Origin of the sequence: Sphingomonas caseinilytica (assembly GCF_023516455.1) — a bacterium.
GTDB lineage: Bacteria > Pseudomonadota > Alphaproteobacteria > Sphingomonadales > Sphingomonadaceae > Sphingomicrobium > Sphingomicrobium caseinilyticum.
Map to the genome: position 1 here is coordinate 1,030,427 of NZ_JAMGBA010000001.1, position 20,917 is coordinate 1,051,343.

Consider the following 20,917-nt stretch of genomic DNA (forward strand, 5'->3'; position numbering starts at 1 on the left):
CGCGTGGCGCCGTTCCAGCTGTCAATCCGACTTTCGCGTGTCGGTGTACAATCCGATCAGCCGGGCGACCATGACGGCGAGGAACAGCTGTCCGCCAATCACTTCGAACACAACGATGCCGCGCGTCATGTCGGTTTTTGGAAGAAAGTCGCCATATCCAAGTGTCGCCAGCGTGACGAAACTGAAATAGACCGCGCTTTCGCGCGAGAAGTCAGATGGCCCGGCAAAGCTGCCGGGCAACGCAACCTCGATCGCCCAATATGTGACGCCAAAGAAGACTCCGGCGAGCAAATAGGCGCTTAGCGCGGCGAAAACGTGCTCGCCTCCAATCTGGTCGGCCTTCAGGACGAAGCGCAACGCGCCAGCCGCGGCCAGCAGCCCGACCAGCGCCCAAAGGCCGAGTGCAGTTTCGGAAACCTTGTCCAGGTCGGCCTCAGTCGCAACCGGCCGGGCAAGCAGCACCACGACGACGACGATGATCAGCATTCGTCGCCGCCTCGGCGTTCCCAATGGCATGACCGCGGCCATCAGGATTGCCCCAAACAGCAATTCGATCGCGGTCGACCCCCACTGAAAGAAGGTCGCGATCGGCATTGCGGCCAGGGTGAACAGAAGGGTGAAGAAAAGGATCTGGTATCGATGCCGATTGTATCTCGTCCAGAATCGGCTTTCACCGAGATTTGATCGATCCACTGACATGGTGCCTTGGTGCTTGCACGGCAGTGCCCCGTCCATCGGCAACAATACGGAGACCGCCGCTCGTCGGCTGGTCGAATGCGAAGCGATATCGGTCGACGCGATGCAGCGCCAATGCCATCCTGCAGCTAGCCCGGCGAAAAGGGGATTCCGCCATGTTCCGTACCATCTTGCTCGCCCTGATTTGTCTTGCCGCCCCGGTTGCTGCCAAGCCCGCCGACCCCAAGTCGACGGTCAACGAATTGCTGGCCGCCGACCTCACCTTCTCGGTCGATGCCGCGAAGGCCGCCGATCCGGTCGCGGGCATTTCCGCGATGCTCGACAAGGATGCGGTGATGCCGTCTCCCAAGGGACACGCGATCGGCCGGGACGCGGTGATTGCGCTGTTCCACGAAAACCCGTCCTACAAGGATGGCATCGTCAGCTGGTCGCCGATCCGGGGCGGGATTTCTGCCGACGGCACGCAGGGCTTCACTTACGGATTCCTGACGGTGAGTGGCGGCGATCCGGCGCGGCGCGACCGCAAATATCTCTCCTATTGGATCAAGCGGCCGGAAGGCTGGCGGGTCGTGGCCTATCGCCAGCAGGTGCGCCCGGCCGGCGAGGTGTCCAAGAAGATGCTGCCCCCGTCCCTGCCCGATTTCGCCGCCGAACCAGCCACGGATTCGAGCGCGCACCAGCAAAGCGTCGCCGCCGCGGAAAAAGCCTTCTCCGACCGCGCCCAGACTGTCGGCCTGAAGCAGGCGTTCGGCGAATTCGGCCGGCAGGATGCAATGAACATGTACGGCGGCGCGGGCTTCGCCTATGGCCTGGACGCGGTGGTCGCGGGCTTCAAGGAGGAGGGTCCGGCCAAGATCCATTGGAGCACGGAACGCAGCTTTGCTGCCCCGAGCGGCGATCTCGCGGTCAGCATCGGCACGATCAAGCCCAACGACCCCAAGGAAGCAGGAGGCTTCGCCTTCTTCACCGTCTGGCGCCGCGACGGGCCGGACAAGCCGTGGCGCTATATCGCGGAGTGAGTTCCGGCAAAGCTCGCTGAATTGACGCTCTTGTATCCTTCGCTAATCTTCCGCTGCTCGGGGATTAGGGGGTAGTCGCCATGCATTACGCAAAAGCTTTGCTGTTGATTGGAACCAGCTTCATCGGTGCCGGGGCAATCGCCCAGGATGTGCCGCAGATACTTACGGGAAGTCCCACCGCCGCCGAAGTCAATCAGCGCTGCGATTATTGGGTGGCCCAGAGTACCAAGCTTCGGACCGAGCTTGAGAAAGGGACCGGCCCGGCGACCGTAGCCGAAACCCTGCTGACCTACGACCGGCTCAACGAAGCGCTGTTCAATGCCACGCTGGAGTCGATCCTGTATCGCGAAGTTTCGACCAGCGCAGAAAGCCGAACTGCGGGCGAGAAGTGTGAAGTCAGGATCGGCAGCGAAGGCAACAAGCTTTCCCTGTCCCGTGCAGCATATGATCGCCTCAAGGCAATCAAGGTCCCGGCCGACGATCCCGAAACCCAATTGCTCCTGACGCGGGCGCTGGGCGAGTTCGAGCGTGCTGGTGTTGCTCTCGATCCGGCCGGGCGCGCCAGGGCGCAAGTTCTGTCCGACGAGATTTCGCAGCTCGGCACCACCTTCGAGGCCAATATCCCGAAGGACCAGCGAAAGATCACGGCGACGCCGGCCGAGCTTGAAGGCCTTCCCCAGGATTTTCTCGACGCCCACAAGCCCGGGCCGGACGGCAAGATCACCTTGACGACGGAATATCCGGATTATGTGCCGGTAATGACCTACGCGAAGAGCGAAGAGCTTCGTCATCGCTTCCACCGCGAATATAATCAGCGCGGCTATCCCGTTAACGACCCGATCTTGCGCGACCTCATCAACAAGCGGGATGAGCTGGCCAAGCTGGTCGGTCGGCCGAACTACGCGACCCTCAACTATGAAAACCGGATGCTGAACACTCCAGACAAGGTTCAGGCTCTGCTTGACGAGATGGCCTCGGCGGCGCGCCCGGCCGGGCAACGCGATTATGCGAAGAAGCTGGCGGCGTTGCAGCAACTCCAGCCCGGAGCGACCAAGATCGAGCCTTGGGACGGCGCATTCCTCAACCCGATCGTCCAGAAACAATCCTACGGGTTCGATCGCAAGGAAGCCCGCAAATATTTTGCCTACGACAATGTCCGGGACGGCATCCTCCAATGGACGGAGGATTTGTTCGGCGTCGATATCCGGCCCTGGCAGACGCAGGTTTGGCATGAGGATGTCGAAGCTTATGAGCTTTACGATCAGGGCAAGCTGATCGGCCGCTTCTACTTCGATTCCCATCCACGGCCGGGGAAATATGAGCATGCCAACGCCGTGCCCGTGCGCGTCGGAGTCCGGGGCCAGGTCCCCGTGGCGGCGCTGGTCATGAATTTGCCGAAGGGCGATCACACGACCGGACTGATGGAGCATGGCGACGTCGAGACCTTCCTCCACGAATATGGCCATCTGATCCACGCGCTATTCGGCGGCCAGAACCAGCGCTGGGCCGCCCAGAGCGGCATCGCGACCGAGTGGGATTTCGGCGAAGCGCCGTCCCAGATGCTCGAAAATTGGGTTTATGATTACGAAACGCTGAAAAAGTTCGCGGTCGACGCGTCGGGCAACCCGATCCCGCGCGAGCTGGTCGAGCAGATGAACCGTGCCCGCTACTTCGACCTCGGCATGGGGGACATGCGCCAGCTCGGCTTGTCGAACGTCTCGCTGCAATTCTACCTGGGCAAGGCGCCGGCGGATCTCGGCGCCGCAACTCGGACGGCTGATGCCAAATATGCCCTGGTGCCGATGCCCGATTATGCGCAGATGCAGGCCAGCTTCTCGCACCTCACTGGCTATGCAGCGGCATATTATACCTACCGTTGGTCGGTGGTGATTTCCGACGATCTGTTCACCGAGTTCCACAAGAACGGCCTGCGCGACCGGGCAACCGCCGAGCGGTATCGCAAGCTGGTCCTGGCACCGGGTGGAAGAAAGCCCGCAGCGCAACTGGTTGAGGACTTTCTCGGCCGGCCTGTCAGCATCGAAGCCTACAAGGCCAAGATGGAAAAAGACCAGTAGGAGACACGGAGCCGATGTTGTTAGCAGTAATCGCAGCGGTGACGGCTGCTGCGGCGCCATCGGCTCCTTCACCCATCTATCACTACGTCCGTTCCAATATCGACGGCAGCCAGCCGGAGCATGTCGTCCATTATCGGCCCAGCAAGCGGACCATCTCGGTCTACAAATGGGTAAGCAAGTGCACGACGGCCGCCTATGTCACAGCCGACATGGATGACGACACGCGGAGCGGCCGGGTGTTCTTCGCCGGTAGGGTCGCCCCCAACGGAACGCAGAGGCAGTTCGGCAGGCTGACGCTCGATCCCGAGAGCCTGACCCTCTGGGCCGACGTCACGCCGCCCGGCGGCAAGCGGATCGAGGCGAGGCATGCGCTCCGGGCTACCTCGTTCCTGCTCTACGATTTCGACTTCGCCGACCTCAACAGCTTCCTTCAGGAAAATCATCCGACATATGATTTTTCCTACGCGCTGCCGGTCGTCTGGCCCGCCGACCCTTCAACGTTCCGCGATCTCGGAATGCTTCGTGCGCATCTCGCCGGGGAGGAGCAGCATCTCGGCCGCGATACCCGGCGGTTTGACCTTCGCGTGGAAGGCGCTTCGCCGTCATCTGGCACGCTGTGGGTCGACGCCAAGGACTGGTTCATCGTCGATGCGCAGCTGGGCCTTCCCAACCACATGGAATATAAGGACTTTCGGCTGAGGCTTGAGAATGTAGAGCCGGGCGGACCGAAGGCTTGGGCCGCGCTCCTGACGGGCCATTACGCCAACTGCCCCGCGCCGAAGGCAACGCCCTAGCCAGAGGCGCCATCGGGGATTAGTGAGCGGCCAACTTTCCAATCAGGCAAGAGGCTTCGATTCCCCCAATGCGTAGCATCGAACATTTCATCAATGGTCAGTCCCTCGCCGAGGGCTCGCGCGATAGCGATGTGTGGAACCCGTCGCGCGGCGAAGTCCAGGCCAAGGTCGGCCTAGGAACCCCCTCGACGCTTCAGAAGGCGGTCGATGCCGCCCTCGCCGCACAACCGGCCTGGGCCGCAACCAATCCGCAGCGCCGCGCCCGCGTCATGTTCAAGTTCAGGGAACTCATCGAAGCGAATATGCAGGAGCTGGCCGAGCTCCTCGCCAGCGAACATGGCAAGGTCGTTGCCGACGCCAAGGGCGACATTCAGCGCGGCCTTGAAGTGATCGAATATACCTGCGGCATCCCGCAGGCGCTGAAAGGTGAGTATACGCAAGGCGCGGGTCCGGGCATCGACGTCTATTCGATGCGCCAGCCGCTCGGCATCGGCGCCGGCATCACGCCGTTCAACTTCCCGGCGATGATCCCGATGTGGATGTTCGGAATGGCGATCGCCTGCGGCAACGCCTTCATCCTGAAGCCGTCGGAACGCGACCCGACGGTTCCGGTGCGCCTTGCCGAGCTGATGAAGCAGGCCGGCCTTCCCGACGGCCTCCTCAACGTCGTCCATGGCGACAAGGAAATGGTCGACGCGATCCTCGATCATCCCGACATCGCCGGCATCAGCTTTGTCGGATCGAGCGATATCGCCCAGTATATCTACTCGCGGGGCACTGCGAACGGTAAGCGCGTGCAGGCGTTCGGCGGCGCCAAGAACCATGGCATCGTCATGCCCGACGCCGATCTCGACCAGGTAGTCAACGACCTGACCGGCGCAGCCTTTGGCTCGGCCGGCGAGCGCTGCATGGCCTTGCCGGTGGTCGTCCCGGTCGGCGACGACACTGCCGCCGCCTTGCGCGAAAAGCTGGTCCCGGCGATCGAGAAGCTGCGCGTCGGCATCTCGACCGATCCGGAGGCCCACTATGGTCCGGTGGTCAATGAAGCGCACAAGCAGCGCGTCGAGAATTACATCCAGATGTGCGTCGACGAGGGCGGCGAGCTGGTCGTCGATGGCCGCGGATTCAGCCTGCAGGGCCATGAGAAGGGCTTCTTCGTCGGCCCGACCCTGTTCGACCATGTGAAGCCGCACTTCCGCAGCTACAAGGAAGAGATTTTCGGCCCCGTGCTGCAGATCGTCCGCGCCGACAGCTTCGAGGAGGCAGTCAGCCTTCCGTCGAACCATGAATATGGCAACGGCGTCGCCATCTTCACCCGCAACGGCCATGCCGCCCGCGAGTTCGTCAACCGCGTCAACGTCGGCATGGTCGGCGTCAACGTGCCGATCCCGGTGCCGGTCAGCTACCACAGCTTCGGCGGCTGGAAGCGCTCCGGCTTCGGCGACATCGGCCAATATGGGCAGGAAGGCCTGCGCTTCTGGACCAAGACCAAGGTCGTGACCCAGCGCTGGCCGGACGGTTCGCCGATGGGCGATCATAAGGAAGCGTTCGTCATTCCAACGATGGGGTGACGATGCGGCTCGCGCTGACTGCGCTGCTCGTCCGCGAGTATGACGAGGCGATCGACTGGTATGTGAATGCGCTGGGATTTCGCCTCGCGGCGGACGACGATCATGGCGACGGCAAGCGCTGGGTCGTGATCGAGGACGAAAGTGGACGCGGTATCCTCCTCGCCAAGGCGAAAAAGCCTGAGGAGCAGGCCGCCGTTGGTAACCAGCATGGCGGCCGTGTTGGCTTCTTCGCCGAGGTCAGCGATTTCGAGGCCGTACATACTCGGCTAATCACGGCAGGCGCATTGTTCGAGGAACAGCCGCGCTACGAACCCTATGGCACGGTTGCGGTGTTCCGCGACTTGTATGGCAATCGTTGGGACCTGATCGAACCTAATTTGGGTTAGGGCGTTGGTTGGGCATGAAACGAACGACTACAGCAATTGTCCTGGCGCTGGCGCTTGCCGCCTGCCAGCAGAACGACCCCAACAATATCGCCATCGACGAAGGCAATAACGCCACCGGCGATGTCGAAACCTTGCCCCCTGACGAGGGTAATGAAGAGACGGCGGCCCGGAATGATAAAGGGCTGAACGAAGCGGACGATGCCGGGTCGGAAGACCCCAACCAGGCCTTCATCCCGGCCCAGTATCGCGGTCGCTGGGGTATGGTCCCGAACGACTGCCAGCCGGGACGCTCGGATGCCAAGGGGCTAATCACGATTGGCGACACGACGGTCAAATTCTATGAGGCGGTCGCGACGTTGAAGGAACAGCGTCCCGCAATCGCCACCAGCTTCGCGGGGCAGTTCGACTTCACCGGTGAAGGCCAGAACTGGAAGAAGGTCATGACCCTCACCCGTACCGGCGACACGCTTAAGCGCGCCGAAGAGGAAGGCACCTTTACGTACAAGCGCTGCGCCTGATAGGCCGCGAGCCTATGAAGCCGATCCTCGCTGCGTCACTGCTTGTCTTGTGCCTTTCGGGCTGTGGCAGCCCGAGCGACGAGGATGTGCTGACTGACGAGAAGATTCGCGCTTCCCAGTCGGCGCCCCAGCTTCCCGACATCGAGCTCAGCGACAATCCCGAACCGCCGCCCGCGCCGGTCGTCGAGGAGCCGCTGGCTAACGAGGTTGGAAACGAGATGGGCAACGAGCTCATCGACAATGCGGTCGAACCGGTTGCCGACGGCCCTATTCCGCCCGCCTTCCAGGCTCGCTGGGCGACGAGGCCCGAGGATTGCCGCCCGGGCGAGGTGCTCGGCAATGCGCTGGTGATCACACCGGACGCGCTGATGAGCGGCGAGTCGGTCGGCCGGCTTACCCAGGCGACCGAGGACAGTCCCGAACGCTTTGCCGGCATCTTCGAATATGACGGTTCGGAGCGGGAGGAAAAGCTGGTCCTCACCGGCAGCAGCAACACGCTGATCCGCATATCCGGCGGGCAGCGATATGCCTACCGCCGCTGCGGTGCCGCACGCCCCACTGGATAAGGCGCAAACTGGGTGCTAGGCGCCCTCCCCATGCACCAGTTCGACCTGACCGATGACCAGCGCCAGATCCAGGAAATGGCGCAAAAATTCACCGCCGACGCGATCACACCCTTCGCCGGGGAGTGGGACGAGAAGCATATCTTTCCGCGCGACACGATCCGCCAGGCCGCGGAGCTCGGTTTCGGCTCCATCTATGTTTCCGAGGAAAGTGGCGGGATCGGGCTAGGCCGCCTCGAAGCCGCGCTGATCATGGAAGCCATGGCCTATGGCTGCCCATCGACCAGCGCTTTCATCTCCATCCACAACATGGCGAGCTGGATGATCGACCGCTTCGGATCCGACGAGCTGAAGCAGAAATATCTGCCCTCGCTGATCCCGATGGAGAAAATCGCCAGCTATTGCCTGACCGAACCGTCGTCGGGTTCCGACGCTGCGGCGCTCAAGACCAAGGCGGTGAAGGACGGCGATCATTATGTCGTTTCCGGATCCAAGGCCTTCATCTCCGGCGGCGGCGAGAATGAGATCTACGTCACCATGGTCCGCACCGGCGAGGAAGGCCCCAAGGGCATCAGCGCGCTGGTCATCGAAAAAGACATGCCGGGCGTCAGCTTCGGCGCGAACGAGAAGAAGCTCGGCTGGCATTCGCAGCCGACCGCGCAAGTCAACTTCGACGAGGTCCGGGTTCCCGTTTCCAACCGCGTCGGCGGCGAGGGCGAAGGCTTCCGCATCGCGATGATGGGCCTCGACGGCGGCCGTCTCAACATCGGCGCCTGCTCGCTCGGCGGTGCGCAGCGCTGCCTCGACGAGGCGGTCAAATATACCAAGGATCGCAAGCAGTTCGGCAAGGCGATCGCCGATTTCCAGAATACGCAGTTCATGCTGGCTGACATGGAAACGGAGCTGCAGGCAGCCCGCTACCTGCTCTACGTCGCCGCTGCCAAGGTGACCGCCAACGCGCCTGACAAGAGCAAGTTCGCGGCCATGGCCAAGCGGCTTGCGACCGACACCGGCTCGTCCGTCGTGGACCGCGCGCTGCAGCTTCACGGCGGCTACGGCTATCTGATGGACTATCCGATCGAGCGTTTCTGGCGCGACCTTCGCGTCCACTCCATCCTGGAAGGCACCAACCAGGTCATGCGGATGATCGTCGGACGGGAGCTAACCCGCCAGTGATTGCTGACCTGACCCGCCGGCTCAATGAAGCCGCCGAGAAGATGGTGAAGGGCGACGTCAAGCCGACCTTGCCGTTCGACCCCTTCGCAATCGCCCAGGCAACCAGCGATTTCGCCATGGGTCTGGCGATGAAGCCGACCGACCTCATGCAGGTGCAGGTCGCCGCCGCGCAGCAATGGGGCCAGTTCTGGATGGGCGCCCTGTCCGGCAAGGAAACGGAGAAGCCCCGCGACCGGCGCTTCGCCGCTCCGGAATGGCAGGACGATGTCTATTATCGCGCGATCCGCGACGCCTATCTGCTGGCGTCCCAGCAACTGCGCGACGTGGTCGCACTCAGCAAGGACAGTGAACGCAACCAGGCCATGGTCCGCTTCCTTCTCGACCAGTATCTGAACGCGATTTCGCCGGCCAATTTCGCGGCGACCAACCCCGAGGTGGTCAAGCGGACCAAGGAAACCAACGGCGGCAACCTGGTCCAGGGTTTCGCGCACCTGATGGAGGACATCGCCAGCGGCAAGGGCATCGTCCAGCGCCGCACCGATCCGACCGCGTTCGAGAAGGGCAAGACCATCGCCGCGACGCCCGGCGAGGTGGTGTTCGAAAATGAGCTGTTCCAGCTGATCCAGTACACGCCAACGACCGCGAAGGTCGCTGCCGAGCCGCTGCTCTACGTCCCGCCCCTGGTCAATCGCTACTATATGATCGACCTCGTCCCGCGGCAGAGCTTGGTCAAATGGCTGGTTGACGAGGGCCGCACGGTCTTCGTCATCAGTTGGGTCAACCCGACCGAGGCGCATAAGGACAAGGGCGTCGGCGATTATGTGACCGACGGGATTGGCGCTGCGATCGGCGAGGTCCGGAAGCGCACCGGCCAGTCGCCCGACCTGTTCGCCTTCTGCCTGGGCGGCACCTTGGTCGCGATCGCGCTAGCCTGGCTTGCTGCGCAGAAGCGCGCCGACGAGGTCAATAGTGCGACCCTGATCGGGAGCCTGGTCGATTTCGCGGACATGCGCGACTGGTCGGCGTTCGTTCACGAGGGTCACCTCGCCGCGCTCGAGGATCATCTCGAAAGCCAGGGGTTCATCGACAGCCTGGAGCTGCAGCGCCTGTTCGCGGCAATGCGGGCCAACGACCTCATCTGGTCGTCGGTGGTGAACCATTATCTGCTCGACCGCCCGGCACCGCCGAGCGACCTGCTCTACTGGTTCGAGGATGGAGCCCGCATCCCGGCGGCCTTCCTCAAGAGCTACAACCGCGATCTCCTTCTCAGCAACAAGCTGAAGGAGCCAGCGGGCTTCGAGGTCGGCGGCGTTCCGATCGATCTCGCCGCGATCACCACGCCGATGCTGGTCATCGCGCTGAAGGACGATCACGTCTCGGCGTGGGAAGCGGTCTATCGCGGCGCCCGCGACATCAGCGCCGACTTCATCCTCGGCGGATCCGGCCACAATGCAGGGGTGATCAATCCACCAGCCGCCAACAAGCACGGCTTCTGGATGAACGAGAAGCAGCCGGCCAATGCCAGTGACTGGCTCGCCTCGGCGACCCGCCACGAAGGAAGCTGGTGGCCGACCTGGATCCAATGGCTGACCGGCAATGGCTCCAAGAAGTCGGTGGCCGCAAGGACCATCAAGGACGGGATCGAGCCAGCGCCCGGCCGCTATGCGATGATGAAATGAACCTGATGACCGATCTCAATGCTGACGTACTGACCTTCAAGGAAGGCCTTGCCGGCCGCCTTCGGCTCAATCGCCCGAAGGCCTTGCACAGCCTCAATCGCCAGATGGTCCGCGATATGGCGGCCGCGCTGATCGAGTGGCGCAACGACCCGGATGTCCGCATCATCCTGATCGACCATGCCGAGGGCCGCGGCTTCTGCGCCGGCGGCGACGTGGTCGATATTTCGCAGAATGTCGAAGGTGCCGAGGCTGCGGCGCGTTCCTTCTTCTTCGACGAATATCGGCTGAACCATCTGGAATATACCTACCCCAAGCCCGGCGTCGCCTTCATGGACGGCGTTACGATGGGCGGCGGGGTCGGGATCGCCTGCCCCTGCCGCTTCCGCGTCGCGACCGAGCGCACGTTGCTGGCGATGCCGGAAACCACGATCGGCATCTTCCCGGACGTCGGCGGCGGCCGCTACCTTTCGCGGTTGCGCGGACGGCTGGCGCAGTTCCTGGCGCTGACGGGTGCCCGCCTCGACGGCGCCGAGTGCAAGGCGCTTCGCCTCGCGACCCATTACATCCTTTCCGAACGGCTGGAAGAAGCCAAGGAACGGATCATGGCCCAGCCGTTCAAGGTCGAGGCCATCCTCGACGAGCTTTCCGAGGATGACGTCCCGCCGGCGCGGATCAAGGCCAACCTCGCCAAGATCGACCGTTACTTCGCGTCCGACCGGCTGGAGGAAATCCTCGACGCGCTCGACATGGGCGCCGAAGAGGGCGACGAATGGGCCGCGACCGAGGCGGCGACGATCCGCAAGAAGTCGCCCATGGCCTGCAAGGTCAGCCTGAAGCTGCTTCAGGAGAGCCCCTACCAGCTCCACTTCGTCGACGAGATGCGGATGGAATATGGGATCATGGTCCGCCTGATCCATCATCCGGACTTCAAGGAGGGTGTCCGCGCCCTGCTGATCGACAAGGACAACAACCCCAATTGGCACCCGACCAATCCGGCCGTCATCGGCAATACTGAGGTCGAAGCCTTTTTCGAGCCGCTGCCCGTCGAGGAGCAATGGCGGCCGTTTGATTTTTGACGCCACCAGGCGTCATCCCAGCAAAGGCTGGGATCCATGTCCTGACGACATGGCACGACAATTAGACATGGGCCCCAGCCTCCGCTGGGGCGACGGAGGTTAGAGTGGCGAATTACGAAACCATCCTGGTTGAAGAGAAGGGCGCCGTGACGCTCGTCACCCTGAACCGTCCGCAGGCACTGAACGCCCTCAACTCGACCGTGCTCAAGGAGCTGATCGACGCATTTGCCGCCTATGACGCGGATGCCAGCCAGCACTGCCTGGTCCTGACCGGATCGGAGAAGGCTTTCGCCGCCGGTGCCGACATCAAGGAAATGCAGTCGCAAGGCTTCGCGGACATGTATTCGTCCAACTTCTTCGCGGGCTGGGAGAAGGTCACGGCGACCCGCAAGCCGTGGATCGCGGCCGTATCCGGCTTCGCGCTCGGTGGCGGTTGCGAAGTCGCTATGATGGCGGACTTCATCATTGCTGGCGACAACGCCAAGTTCGGCCAGCCGGAGATCAAGCTAGGCGTGACGCCGGGCATGGGCGGTTCGCAGCGGCTGACCCATGCGATCGGCAAGGCCAAGGCGATGGAAATGTGCCTTACCGGCCGCATGATGGGCGCCGACGAGGCCGAGCGCAGCGGCCTTGTCGCCAAGGTCGTGCCGGCCGCCGATCTCCTCGACGAGGCGCTGAAGACCGCCGAGACGATCGCCGCCATGGCTCCGCTTGCCGCCCTCGCGACCAAGGAAATGGTCAACGCGACTTATGAAATGGGCCTGGCGCAAGGGATCAACTTCGAACGGCGCCTGTTCCACGGCCTGTTCGGAACCGAGGACCAGAAGGAAGGCATGGCCGCCTTCGTCGAAAAGCGCCCGGGCGAGTGGAAGGGTAAGTAGATCTCCTCTCACCCGTCATGCTGAACTTGTTTCAGCATCCATCCTGTTGAAGGGCGGCGCGGGTGGAGAAATGGACCCTGAAACAAATTCAGGGTGACGGAAGGAATTTTAATGGCGAAGATCGCATTCATCGGGCTGGGACATATGGGCGGCGGAATGGCGCCCAACCTCGCCAAGGCGGGTCATGAGGTCCGCGCCTTCGACCTCAGCGAGGAAGCGCTGGCGCATGCCGTCGAGCGTGGCTGCAAGCGCGCGGGTTCCGCGGCCGAGGCGTGCAAGGATGCCGATGCCGTCGTCACCATGCTTCCGGCCGGAAAGCATGTCGCCGAGGTCTATCGGTCGCAGGTATTCGGCGCGGCCCCGGCCAGCGCGATCCTGATCGATTGTTCGACCATCGATGTCGCGACCGCCCGAGCGGTCGAGGCAGAGGCGGAAGCCAAGGGCTACGTCATGGTCGATGCTCCGGTTTCCGGCGGAATCGCCGCGGCCGAAGGCGGCACCCTGACCTTCATGGTTGGCGGCAGCCAGGACGGGTTCGAACGGGCCCGCGAATTTCTGGAGAAAATGGGGAAGGCGGTGATCCACGCCGGCGATCCGGGTGCCGGACAGGCGGCCAAGATCTGCAACAACATGCTTCTCGGTGCGAGCATGGCGGCAACCTGCGAAACCTTCGTCCTTGCGCAGAAGCTTGGGCTCGACCCCAAGGTCTTCTTCGACATTTCGTCCAAGGCCAGCGGGCAGTGCTGGTCGATGACCAGCTATTGCCCCGTCCCCGGCGTCGGCCCCGAAACCCCGGCCGACCGCGAATATGAGGGCGGGTTCGCGGCTGCATTGATGCTCAAGGATTTGAAGCTGGCGATGGAAGCCGCGCAGTCTGCCGGCGCTTACACGCCAATGGGCGGCGAGGCGGAGGAGCTGTTCCAGCGGTTCGTGGACCTTGGCGGCGGCAACAAGGATTTCTCCGCGCTGATCAAGATGATCGACGACAGCTGGGACTCGCCCCAGGGCGAAAAGCATGTGGAGCCGCCGGTCACGGCATTAGACTAACCCCTCCCTTGAAGGGAGGGGAGAAGAGGACCACATCGCCCCCATGTTGATCGAGATCGAAAAGACGCCAAATCCGGCGACGCGCAAGTTCCTGCCCGGACGCACCGTGATGCAGTCCGGCGGCCGCGACTTCCCCAATGCCGATTCCGCCGAAGCCAGCCCGCTGGCCGAAGCCCTGTTCGCGACCGGCATGGTCGATGGCGTCTATTTCGGACGCGACTTCGTTTCGGTTTCCGCGGCGCCGACGGTTGAATGGGACCAGCTGGAGCCGGATGTCCTCTCGATCCTGCTCGATCATTTCATGCTCGATGCCCCCCTGTTCAAGCAGGGTTCGGCGGCAGGGATTGATGTCGCGGCAGACGAACCGAGCTTCGACGAGGATCCGGCAGACGCCGACATCATCGACCAGATCAAGGAACTGCTGGAAACCCGGGTCAGGCCGGCCGTGGCACAGGACGGCGGCGATATCGTCTATCGCGGCTACAAGGAAGGCACGCTTTACCTTGGAATGCAGGGCGCCTGTGCCGGCTGCCCGTCCTCGATGGTGACGTTGAAGCGCGGCGTCGAAAGCCTGATCAAGCATTACGTGCCTGAAGTCGAGACAATCGAAGCAGTCTGACCGACTGATTTCATTATCCTTTTCCGCTTTTTGCTTGCCCATGGACACGGCCTGTGCCTCCATGGGTTGAAGGTTCATGGAGTCTTTGCCGTTGATCCTCGCGTTCGACACTTCGACCGCCGCCTGCACCGCCGCCCTGCTCGAGCCGGACGGAACCGTCGTCGCTTCGCGTGATGAAGTGATCGGCCGCGGCCATGCCGAACGCCTGGTTCCCATGATCAACGAGATGCTGGACGGCCACGTGCCGTCGCGCATCCTGGTCGGCGTCGGGCCGGGCAGCTTCACCGGGCTTCGCGTCGGAATTGCCGCGGCCCATGGAATGGCCATCGGCTGGAGAGTTCCGCTGGCCGGAATGAACAGCCTCGCTCTGCTCGCTGCCTCCGCCCCTCCAGGTGAGGGCAAGATCGCGGCGGCACTGTCGGGCGGACATGGCGAATTGTTCGTCCAGTCGTTCGACCGCAAGAAGATGTCGGCGTCGGGTCCGGTCCAGAACCTGAGCCCTCAAGCGGCAGCGATGAAGGTCGATGCTCCGCTGGTCGTCGGAACCGGCGCAGATGCCCTTGTCGAGGCGCGCCATTCTGGCGAGGCCTTGGCGATCCTGCCGTCGGCCAGCCGCGCCCTCAATCTTCCCGAGCTGCTTCGAATGCTGGAATGCAAACCGATCTACGCGCGGGCGCCCGACGCGCGTCCGAAGGCAGCCTGATGGCGACCCGCCGTCAGCTTGAGACCTCGATCCTCCTGCGCAACGGCGAGGTCGATGATCTGGATGCGGTCATGGCCATCATGAACAGCGCCTTTTCGCCGAGCTTCGGAGAGGCCTGGACCCGCTCGCAATGCGCCGGGATCATGCCGATGAGCGGCGTCTCGATGACGATTGCCGAGGATGACCAAGGACCGGCCGGATTTTCGCTTGTCCGTGCCGTCGAGGACGAGGCCGAACTATTATTGCTGGCGGTTGCTTCCCACGCGCAGCGCCGCGGGATCGGGCAAGCTTTACTTGACGACTTCATCGACGCTGCGCGCCGCCGAGGCGCCCGAAAGCTTCATCTGGAAGTCCGGGACGGCAACCCCGCGTTCGGACTCTATTACTCCGCCGGCTTTGTCCCGGCCGGTCGACGCCGCAACTATTACCATGGTCCCGAAGGTCAATCGTTTGACGCGGTCACCTTGATGTTAGCGGACTGAAATAAGCAAAAACCCCGAGAACTTCTCTGCTTGCCGGGCCAATAGAGCGGTAGTAGTGCTTATCTAGTATCGGCGGTCGGGGGGCCGTGCGGTATTCAATAGTGCTCGGGATACAGACAATGGACAATCAAGGGAACGACGACACGCTGATCACGCTAACCGCTGACATCGTCGCGGCGCATGTCAGCAATAATAGTGTGGCGGTAAATGACCTGCCTCAGTTGATTCAGAACGTACACGGCGCCCTGTCAGCGTTGTCGGGTGCGGGCTCGGCAGCCGAAGCCAAGCCTGAACCCAAGGTTCCAATTCGTTCTTCGATCAAGCCGGACTATATTGTCTGCCTCGAGGACGGCAAACGACTGAAGATGCTGAAGCGGCATCTGATGACACACTATCAAATGACCCCCGATCAATATCGCCAGAAATGGGGATTGGCGGCCGACTATCCGATGGTCGCGCCGAATTACGCGGAACAGCGCCGTACGCTGGCCAAGTCGATCGGGCTGGGCACCAAGCGGCGGAAGACCAAAGGCAAGTAACCTCTCCCCGTCATTGCGAGGAGCGGATGCGACGAAGCAATCCAGTTCTGAATTTAGCTGGATTGCTTCGCTTCGCTCGCAATGACGGGCTTCCATTCGGAAGCATGTGACATTACCTCACAACCATGCATCGCCAGATCGACATCGAACAATTGTGCGCCGACAAGGGCCTGCGCATCACCGAACAGCGCCGTACCATCGCCAGGGTGCTGGGCGAGAGCGAGGATCATCCGGACGTCGAGACGCTTCACGCACGCGCCGCCTCGATCGATCCCAACATCTCGATCGCGACCGTCTATCGCACGGTCCGGCTGTTCGAAGAGGCGGGCATCCTGGAACGCCACGAATTCGGTGATGGCCGGTCGCGTTACGAAGCCGCCTCCGAAACGCACCATGACCACCTGATCGACGTTGAGACCGGCAACGTCATCGAGTTTGTCGACGAGGAACTTGAGCTCCTCCAGAAGCGGATCGCCGAGAAGCTCGGCTTCCGGCTGGTCGACCACCGTATGGAACTTTACGGCGTCGCCATTGACCGCGAGCGCTAAGCGCCGGTCAGCCTTGCTTTATGGCCTGCGCCTTGCGGGCCTCGTCGGACTTTTCTTCCTCTATGTGCCGCCGCATCTGCTGTCGAAGCTGGTGCTGCGGAAATCGGGTTGGCCGCCTCGCTTCCTGCGTCATGCGGGCCTGATCGCCGGCGTAAGGCCGCATTTGGAAGGAAGGCCGCTCGAGGCACATACGCTGGTGGTGGCCAATCATACGAGCTGGCTCGACATATTGATCCTTGGCGGGTGGGCTGGGTCGGCCTTCGTTTCCAAGGCCGAACTAGAACATACGTCATTGCTCGGCTGGATCGCGGACCAGAACCGCACGCTCTACATCGACCGCGCGGCACGCCGCGATTCACTCGTCCAGGTCCAGCGGATTACCGAAGCGCTGGAGCATCAACAGCCGCTGACCGTCTTTCCCGAGGGAACCACCGGCAGCGGGCGGCACTTGCTCAAGTTTCGCTCGACCTTGCTGGAGGCGGTCGCCCCGGCTCCGGAGGATGTAAAGGTTCGCCCAGTCGCGATCGATTATGGCGACCACGCCGATGTCGTCGGCTGGCACAGCGGCGAGCCGGGAATGGTCAATTTCAAGCGAGTTCTCGGCAATCGAGGCACCATGGCGGTGACCGTCCGCTTGCTGGAACCGCTCGCGCCCTCCGATGACCGCAAATATCTGGCGAAAAGCGCGCAGCAATCGATTGCGGCCGCACTATCTTCCTTGGCAGGTCGGGACGGCCTATAGGCGCCCACAAATGACTGAACTTCCCAAGACTTACCGCGTCAAAAGCTTTGGCTGCCAGATGAATGTTTATGACGGCGAGCGCATGTCCGAGCTGCTCGGCGCGCAAGGCATGCGGGCGGCCGCCGACGGCGAGGATGCCGACCTTGTCGTCCTCAACACCTGCCACATCCGCGAAAAAGCGGCCGAGAAGGCCTATTCGGACGTCGGTCGACTGCGCCGCGAGGATGGCAGCAAGCCGATGGTCGCGCTCGCCGGCTGCGTTGCCCAGGCCGAGGGGCCGGAAGCCAAGTCGCGGTCGAAGATGATCGACCTTGTCGTCGGACCGCAGGCCTACCACCGCTTGCCGGAGATGATCGCCGAGGCTGCCGCCGGACAACGTCCGGTCGACACCGACATGCCGGCGATTTCCAAGTTCGGCGCCCTCCCCGCCCGCCGCAAGGTCGGGCCCAGCGCCTTCCTCACCGTGCAGGAAGGCTGCGACAAATTCTGCACCTATTGCGTCGTACCCTATACGCGCGGCGCCGAGATCAGCCGCCCCTGGGCCGACATTGTCGCGGAAGCCCATTCGCTGGTGGACGGCGGGGCGCGCGAAATCACCCTGCTCGGCCAGAACGTCAACGCATGGGACGGCGAAGATGAGAAGGGCCGCGCCGGCGGGCTGGATTCGCTGATCCGCGCGCTGGCGAAGATCGATGGGCTGGAGCGGATCCGCTACACCACCAGTCATCCAACTGACATGACCGACGGGCTAATTGCCGCCCATGGCGAGGTCGACAAGCTGATGCCCTATCTGCATCTCCCGGTGCAGTCGGGTTCGGACTCCATCCTCAAGGCAATGAACCGCAGCCATTCGGCCGATTCCTACCTCCGTACGCTGGAAAAAGTTCGCGCCGCGAGGCCCGACATCGCCATCTCTGGTGACTTTATTGTCGGCTTCCCAGGGGAATCGGATGAAGATTTCACGGCGACGCTATCCATCGTCGATGCGGTGCGTTACGCTTCGGCATATTCGTTCAAATATAGCGCCCGCCCGGGCACTCCGGCGGCGCTGATGGAAGGAGCGGTGGCACCAGAGGTGATGGACGAACGACTGCAGCGGCTTCAGGCCCGTCTCGCTGAGCATAGCCTCTCCTTCAACCGCGCCACCATCGGCAAGGACACCCGAATCCTGATCGACCGGAAGGGCCGGCTGCCCGGTCAGATGATCGGCAAGTCGCCCTGGCTCCAGTCCGTGTTCGTCGAAACCGACGCCGGGATCGGCGACATGCTGGACGTCACTGTGACCCATGCGCTTCCGAACAGTCTCGGCGGCGTCCTCCAGACTGCAAAGGCTGCCTGATGTCCAAGCGCGAACTGGCAGCCGCCAACCATGATGTCCGGATCGAAGGCCGCGCCCGGCTCGAACTGGAATTCGAGCAGCCATACCTCCTTGGCCCATTGTTCGGCGACTATGACCGCCACCTGATCATGATCGAGGATCGGCTGGGCGTGAATGTCTCCGCGCGCGGCAACAGGGTGATGATCGAAGGCGACCCCGACGCCGCCGCCCGCGCCCGCGATGTTCTGGTCGGCCTCTACAATCGGCTGGACCAGGGCCAGGATGTCGATGCCGCCGCGGTCGAGGCCGTGATCGGCATGGCCAACCAGCCGGCGCTGGACGGAATTATCACCGACGAGGTGGCGTCGCCGCCGACGGTGATGATCCGCACGCGCAAGAAAACCATCGTCCCGCGCTCGACGACCCAGACCCGCTACATGGAATGCCTGGCCCGCGACGACATGATCTTCGCGCTTGGTCCCGCCGGCACCGGCAAGACCTATGTCGCGGTTGCCCAGGCCGTGTCGCAGCTCGTTTCGGGCAGCGTCGACCGGCTGATCCTGTCGCGGCCGGCGGTCGAAGCCGGCGAGCGGCTCGGCTTCCTCCCCGGTGACATGAAAGAAAAGGTCGATCCTTATCTGCGCCCGCTGTACGACGCGCTCTACGACATGCTTCCGACGGAGCAGGTCGAGCGCCGCATCGCTTCGGGCGAGATCGAGATCGCGCCGATCGCCTTCATGCGCGGCCGTACCTTGAACGACGCCTTCATCATCCTCGACGAGGCGCAGAACACCACGCCGCAGCAGATGAAGATGTTCCTCACCCGCTTCGGCATGCGGAGCCGCATGGTGATCTGTGGCGATCCCAACCAGACCGACTTGCCGCCTGGTGTTACCTCGGGCCTCGCAGACGCCGTCGGAAAGCTGGAGGGCATCCCGAAGCTCTCGATGGTTCGCTTCGGCGCATCCGATGTCGTCCGCCATCCGCTCGTCGGCAAGATCGTCGAAGCCTATGAGGGCCCGGATCGGAAATGACGCTGGATATAGCCATAGATTCCGACGCGGAGTGGGACAGTAGCAACGACTGGGCGAAACTCGCCCAGTCTGCCGCCGTCGCCGCCATTGCCGAAAGCGCCTTTCCGCAGCTTGGCTCCGGAGCCCGCAGTGTCGAGCTGTCTGTCCGGCTGACGAGCGATGATGAGGTTCATGCCCTGAATTCCGAATGGCGCGGCAAGGACAAGCCGACCAATGTCCTTTCCTTCCCAATGGCGGAACCCGAGGATCTCGACGGGCCGAGCGATGCTGGGCCAGAACTGATGCTCGGCGACGTCATTCTTGCGCGTGGCGTTTGCGCCGCGGAGGCCGCTGAAAAGGGAATCCCGTTGGAAAGCCACGCCGCCCATTTGATGGTGCACGGAACGCTTCATTTGCTTGGCTACGACCATATGGACGACGATAGTGCCGCCGACATGGAAGCACGCGAAACCCGCGCCCTTGCCCGGATGGGCATTGCCGACCCTTATGAGGGCGAACGCTGATGGCCACGCGCAACGAGGAAGAAGGCGGCAACCGGCTGTGGCGCGGAATGAGGTCCCTGCTGTTCGGCGAGGACCATGAGGCGACGCTCCGCGACCAGATCGAAGAAGCGATCGACGAAGCCGAGGATGAACCGATCAAGCGCGGCGACCTGTCGCCGACGGAACGGCAGATGCTTCGCAACCTGCTCCACTTCGGCGACCGCACCGTCGGCGAGGTGGCGGTAACCCGCGGCGACATCGTCTCCGTGAAGTCGAGCGTCACGTTCGACGAGTTAATCGCGGCATTCGCCGAGGCCGAGCACAGCCGCCTTCCCGTTACCGGCGACGACCTCGACGAAGTCATCGGCATGATTCACATCAAGGACGTGTTCAAGGCGCAGAAGGACCCGACCAGGCCGCGCACGGTCGAGGGCCTGCTTCGCACTCCCTTGTTTGTCCCGGAATCCATGGGCGTCCTCGACCTGCTGGCGAGAATGCGCACCGAGCGCATCCATTTGGCCATCGTCGTCGATGAATTTGGCGGGACCGAAGGGCTGGTCACGATCGAGGACGTCGTCGAAGAAATCGTCGGCGAGATCGAAGACGAGCATGACGAGCAGGCCGTAGGCATGCTGACGATGCTCGAAGAGGGTTTGTGGGAAGCGGACGCCCGTATCGAACTGGATGAGCTAGCAAAATCCGTCGACCGGAATCTCGCCACCGCCGATGACGAGGTCGACACGCTTGGCGGCCTCGTCTTCCTGCTGACGGGTCGGATACCGGCCAAGGGAGAATCGGTGCTCCATTCCTCGGGATGGCGCCTCGAGGCGGTCGACAGCGATCCGCGCAAGATCGTGCGTGTCCGGCTGCATGCGCCCGAACCGGCGTCGTCCTCGGAACTGCCAACCGGCAAGTAGCGCATCCTTTCGCACCTTCCTCCGTTTGTTCCGGCAGCGGAGGGGCGCCGAA

The 20,917-nt window shown here is 62.9% G+C and carries 23 protein-coding genes; 22 read left to right on the plus strand and 1 reads right to left on the minus strand.

Annotation, left to right across the window (positions count from 1 at the left end):
* Positions 1-21: 21 nt before the first annotated feature.
* Positions 22-693 carry a potassium channel family protein gene (locus tag LZ496_RS05195; RefSeq protein WP_249903515.1) on the minus strand — a complete coding sequence of 224 codons (672 nt, stop codon included), beginning with the start codon at positions 691-693 and terminating at the stop codon, positions 22-24.
* Between the two features lie 158 nt (positions 694-851).
* On the opposite strand from LZ496_RS05195, the gene LZ496_RS05200 reads away from it, so the two are divergent.
* From LZ496_RS05200 to LZ496_RS05305, 22 genes are all read left to right on the plus strand, one after another.
* On the plus strand, positions 852-1,715 hold the full coding sequence (locus tag LZ496_RS05200; RefSeq protein WP_249903516.1) for a nuclear transport factor 2 family protein: 864 nt from the start codon (positions 852-854) through the stop codon (positions 1,713-1,715).
* An 80-nt stretch (positions 1,716-1,795) separates the two neighbouring features.
* A complete protein-coding gene (locus LZ496_RS05205) occupies positions 1,796-3,790 on the plus strand; it encodes a M3 family metallopeptidase (protein ID WP_249903517.1) in 1,995 nt (664 codons plus the stop codon).
* 14 nt (positions 3,791-3,804) lie between these two features.
* Positions 3,805-4,584: a hypothetical protein gene (locus LZ496_RS05210; RefSeq protein WP_249903518.1), complete on the plus strand. Its 780-nt coding sequence runs from the start codon at positions 3,805-3,807 to the stop codon at positions 4,582-4,584.
* Positions 4,585-4,652: 68 nt separating this feature from the next.
* Positions 4,653-6,155: a CoA-acylating methylmalonate-semialdehyde dehydrogenase gene (locus LZ496_RS05215; RefSeq protein ID WP_249903519.1), complete on the plus strand. Its 1,503-nt coding sequence runs from the start codon at positions 4,653-4,655 to the stop codon at positions 6,153-6,155.
* Positions 6,156-6,157: 2 nt separating this feature from the next.
* Positions 6,158-6,541, plus strand: a complete 384-nt coding sequence (locus LZ496_RS05220; protein WP_249903520.1) for a VOC family protein — start codon at positions 6,158-6,160, stop codon at positions 6,539-6,541.
* A 14-nt stretch (positions 6,542-6,555) separates the two neighbouring features.
* Entirely contained in the window at positions 6,556-7,059 is a 504-nt protein-coding gene (locus LZ496_RS05225; RefSeq protein WP_249903521.1) for a lipoprotein, read from the plus strand.
* A 14-nt stretch (positions 7,060-7,073) separates the two neighbouring features.
* Entirely contained in the window at positions 7,074-7,625 is a 552-nt protein-coding gene (locus tag LZ496_RS05230; RefSeq protein WP_249903522.1) for a hypothetical protein, read from the plus strand.
* Between the two features lie 30 nt (positions 7,626-7,655).
* Positions 7,656-8,798 carry an acyl-CoA dehydrogenase family protein gene (locus LZ496_RS05235; RefSeq protein ID WP_249903523.1) on the plus strand — a complete coding sequence of 381 codons (1,143 nt, stop codon included), beginning with the start codon at positions 7,656-7,658 and terminating at the stop codon, positions 8,796-8,798.
* Complete coding sequence (locus LZ496_RS05240) at positions 8,795-10,477, plus strand: PHA/PHB synthase family protein (RefSeq protein WP_249903524.1); 1,683 nt, start codon at positions 8,795-8,797, stop codon at positions 10,475-10,477. The genes LZ496_RS05235 and LZ496_RS05240 overlap by 4 nt, the downstream gene beginning before the upstream one ends.
* Before the next feature lie 5 nt (positions 10,478-10,482).
* Positions 10,483-11,553 (plus strand): enoyl-CoA hydratase/isomerase family protein, encoded by a 1,071-nt coding sequence (locus LZ496_RS05245; RefSeq protein ID WP_249903871.1) that lies wholly within the window; start codon positions 10,483-10,485, stop codon positions 11,551-11,553.
* A 104-nt stretch (positions 11,554-11,657) separates the two neighbouring features.
* The gene (locus LZ496_RS05250; protein ID WP_249903525.1) at positions 11,658-12,434 is read left to right on the plus strand and encodes an enoyl-CoA hydratase; all 777 of its coding nucleotides are present in this window, start codon (positions 11,658-11,660) and stop codon (positions 12,432-12,434) included.
* Between the two features lie 111 nt (positions 12,435-12,545).
* The gene (gene mmsB, locus LZ496_RS05255) at positions 12,546-13,481 is read left to right on the plus strand and encodes a 3-hydroxyisobutyrate dehydrogenase (protein WP_249903526.1); all 936 of its coding nucleotides are present in this window, start codon (positions 12,546-12,548) and stop codon (positions 13,479-13,481) included.
* Between the two features lie 43 nt (positions 13,482-13,524).
* Positions 13,525-14,100, plus strand: a complete 576-nt coding sequence (locus tag LZ496_RS05260; protein ID WP_249903527.1) for a NifU family protein — start codon at positions 13,525-13,527, stop codon at positions 14,098-14,100.
* Positions 14,101-14,176: 76 nt separating this feature from the next.
* Positions 14,177-14,803: a tRNA (adenosine(37)-N6)-threonylcarbamoyltransferase complex dimerization subunit type 1 TsaB gene (gene tsaB, locus LZ496_RS05265; RefSeq protein ID WP_249903528.1), complete on the plus strand. Its 627-nt coding sequence runs from the start codon at positions 14,177-14,179 to the stop codon at positions 14,801-14,803.
* Complete coding sequence (locus tag LZ496_RS05270) at positions 14,803-15,285, plus strand: GNAT family N-acetyltransferase (RefSeq protein WP_249903529.1); 483 nt, start codon at positions 14,803-14,805, stop codon at positions 15,283-15,285. Before tsaB ends, LZ496_RS05270 begins: the two co-directional genes overlap by 1 nt.
* A gap of 119 nt (positions 15,286-15,404) precedes the next feature.
* Entirely contained in the window at positions 15,405-15,824 is a 420-nt protein-coding gene (locus LZ496_RS05275; protein ID WP_249903530.1) for a Ros/MucR family transcriptional regulator, read from the plus strand.
* Positions 15,825-15,949: 125 nt separating this feature from the next.
* A complete protein-coding gene (locus tag LZ496_RS05280) occupies positions 15,950-16,372 on the plus strand; it encodes a Fur family transcriptional regulator (RefSeq protein ID WP_249903532.1) in 423 nt (140 codons plus the stop codon).
* A gap of 13 nt (positions 16,373-16,385) precedes the next feature.
* Positions 16,386-17,114: a lysophospholipid acyltransferase family protein gene (locus LZ496_RS05285; RefSeq protein WP_249903533.1), complete on the plus strand. Its 729-nt coding sequence runs from the start codon at positions 16,386-16,388 to the stop codon at positions 17,112-17,114.
* Positions 17,115-17,124: 10 nt separating this feature from the next.
* Positions 17,125-18,453: a tRNA (N6-isopentenyl adenosine(37)-C2)-methylthiotransferase MiaB gene (gene miaB / locus LZ496_RS05290; RefSeq protein WP_249903537.1), complete on the plus strand. Its 1,329-nt coding sequence runs from the start codon at positions 17,125-17,127 to the stop codon at positions 18,451-18,453.
* Positions 18,453-19,466, plus strand: coding sequence for a PhoH family protein (locus tag LZ496_RS05295; protein ID WP_249903539.1), 1,014 nt, complete (start codon positions 18,453-18,455; stop codon positions 19,464-19,466). The genes miaB and LZ496_RS05295 overlap by 1 nt, the downstream gene beginning before the upstream one ends.
* Positions 19,463-19,969: an rRNA maturation RNase YbeY gene (ybeY, locus tag LZ496_RS05300; protein WP_249903541.1), complete on the plus strand. Its 507-nt coding sequence runs from the start codon at positions 19,463-19,465 to the stop codon at positions 19,967-19,969. Before LZ496_RS05295 ends, ybeY begins: the two co-directional genes overlap by 4 nt.
* Positions 19,969-20,865 carry a hemolysin family protein gene (locus tag LZ496_RS05305; RefSeq protein WP_249903542.1) on the plus strand — a complete coding sequence of 299 codons (897 nt, stop codon included), beginning with the start codon at positions 19,969-19,971 and terminating at the stop codon, positions 20,863-20,865. Before ybeY ends, LZ496_RS05305 begins: the two co-directional genes overlap by 1 nt.
* Positions 20,866-20,917 lie beyond the last annotated feature (52 nt).

Coding starts and splice junctions, on each gene's coding strand:
- LZ496_RS05205 (WP_249903517.1), top strand. CDS start 1,796: ATGCATTACGCAAAAGCTTTGCTGTTGATTGGAACCAGCTTCATCGGT.
- LZ496_RS05280 (WP_249903532.1), top strand. CDS start 15,950: ATGCATCGCCAGATCGACATCGAACAATTGTGCGCCGACAAGGGCCTG.
- LZ496_RS05220 (WP_249903520.1), top strand. CDS start 6,158: ATGCGGCTCGCGCTGACTGCGCTGCTCGTCCGCGAGTATGACGAGGCG.
- LZ496_RS05235 (WP_249903523.1), top strand. CDS start 7,656: ATGCACCAGTTCGACCTGACCGATGACCAGCGCCAGATCCAGGAAATG.
- LZ496_RS05245 (WP_249903871.1), top strand. CDS start 10,483: ATGACCGATCTCAATGCTGACGTACTGACCTTCAAGGAAGGCCTTGCC.
- LZ496_RS05270 (WP_249903529.1), top strand. CDS start 14,803: ATGGCGACCCGCCGTCAGCTTGAGACCTCGATCCTCCTGCGCAACGGC.
- LZ496_RS05295 (WP_249903539.1), top strand. CDS start 18,453: ATGTCCAAGCGCGAACTGGCAGCCGCCAACCATGATGTCCGGATCGAA.
- miaB (WP_249903537.1), top strand. CDS start 17,125: ATGACTGAACTTCCCAAGACTTACCGCGTCAAAAGCTTTGGCTGCCAG.
- LZ496_RS05200 (WP_249903516.1), top strand. CDS start 852: ATGTTCCGTACCATCTTGCTCGCCCTGATTTGTCTTGCCGCCCCGGTT.
- LZ496_RS05260 (WP_249903527.1), top strand. CDS start 13,525: ATGTTGATCGAGATCGAAAAGACGCCAAATCCGGCGACGCGCAAGTTC.
- tsaB (WP_249903528.1), top strand. CDS start 14,177: ATGGAGTCTTTGCCGTTGATCCTCGCGTTCGACACTTCGACCGCCGCC.
- LZ496_RS05305 (WP_249903542.1), top strand. CDS start 19,969: ATGGCCACGCGCAACGAGGAAGAAGGCGGCAACCGGCTGTGGCGCGGA.
- LZ496_RS05210 (WP_249903518.1), top strand. CDS start 3,805: ATGTTGTTAGCAGTAATCGCAGCGGTGACGGCTGCTGCGGCGCCATCG.
- ybeY (WP_249903541.1), top strand. CDS start 19,463: ATGACGCTGGATATAGCCATAGATTCCGACGCGGAGTGGGACAGTAGC.
- LZ496_RS05275 (WP_249903530.1), top strand. CDS start 15,405: ATGGACAATCAAGGGAACGACGACACGCTGATCACGCTAACCGCTGAC.
- mmsB (WP_249903526.1), top strand. CDS start 12,546: ATGGCGAAGATCGCATTCATCGGGCTGGGACATATGGGCGGCGGAATG.
- LZ496_RS05230 (WP_249903522.1), top strand. CDS start 7,074: ATGAAGCCGATCCTCGCTGCGTCACTGCTTGTCTTGTGCCTTTCGGGC.
- LZ496_RS05215 (WP_249903519.1), top strand. CDS start 4,653: ATGCGTAGCATCGAACATTTCATCAATGGTCAGTCCCTCGCCGAGGGC.
- LZ496_RS05225 (WP_249903521.1), top strand. CDS start 6,556: ATGAAACGAACGACTACAGCAATTGTCCTGGCGCTGGCGCTTGCCGCC.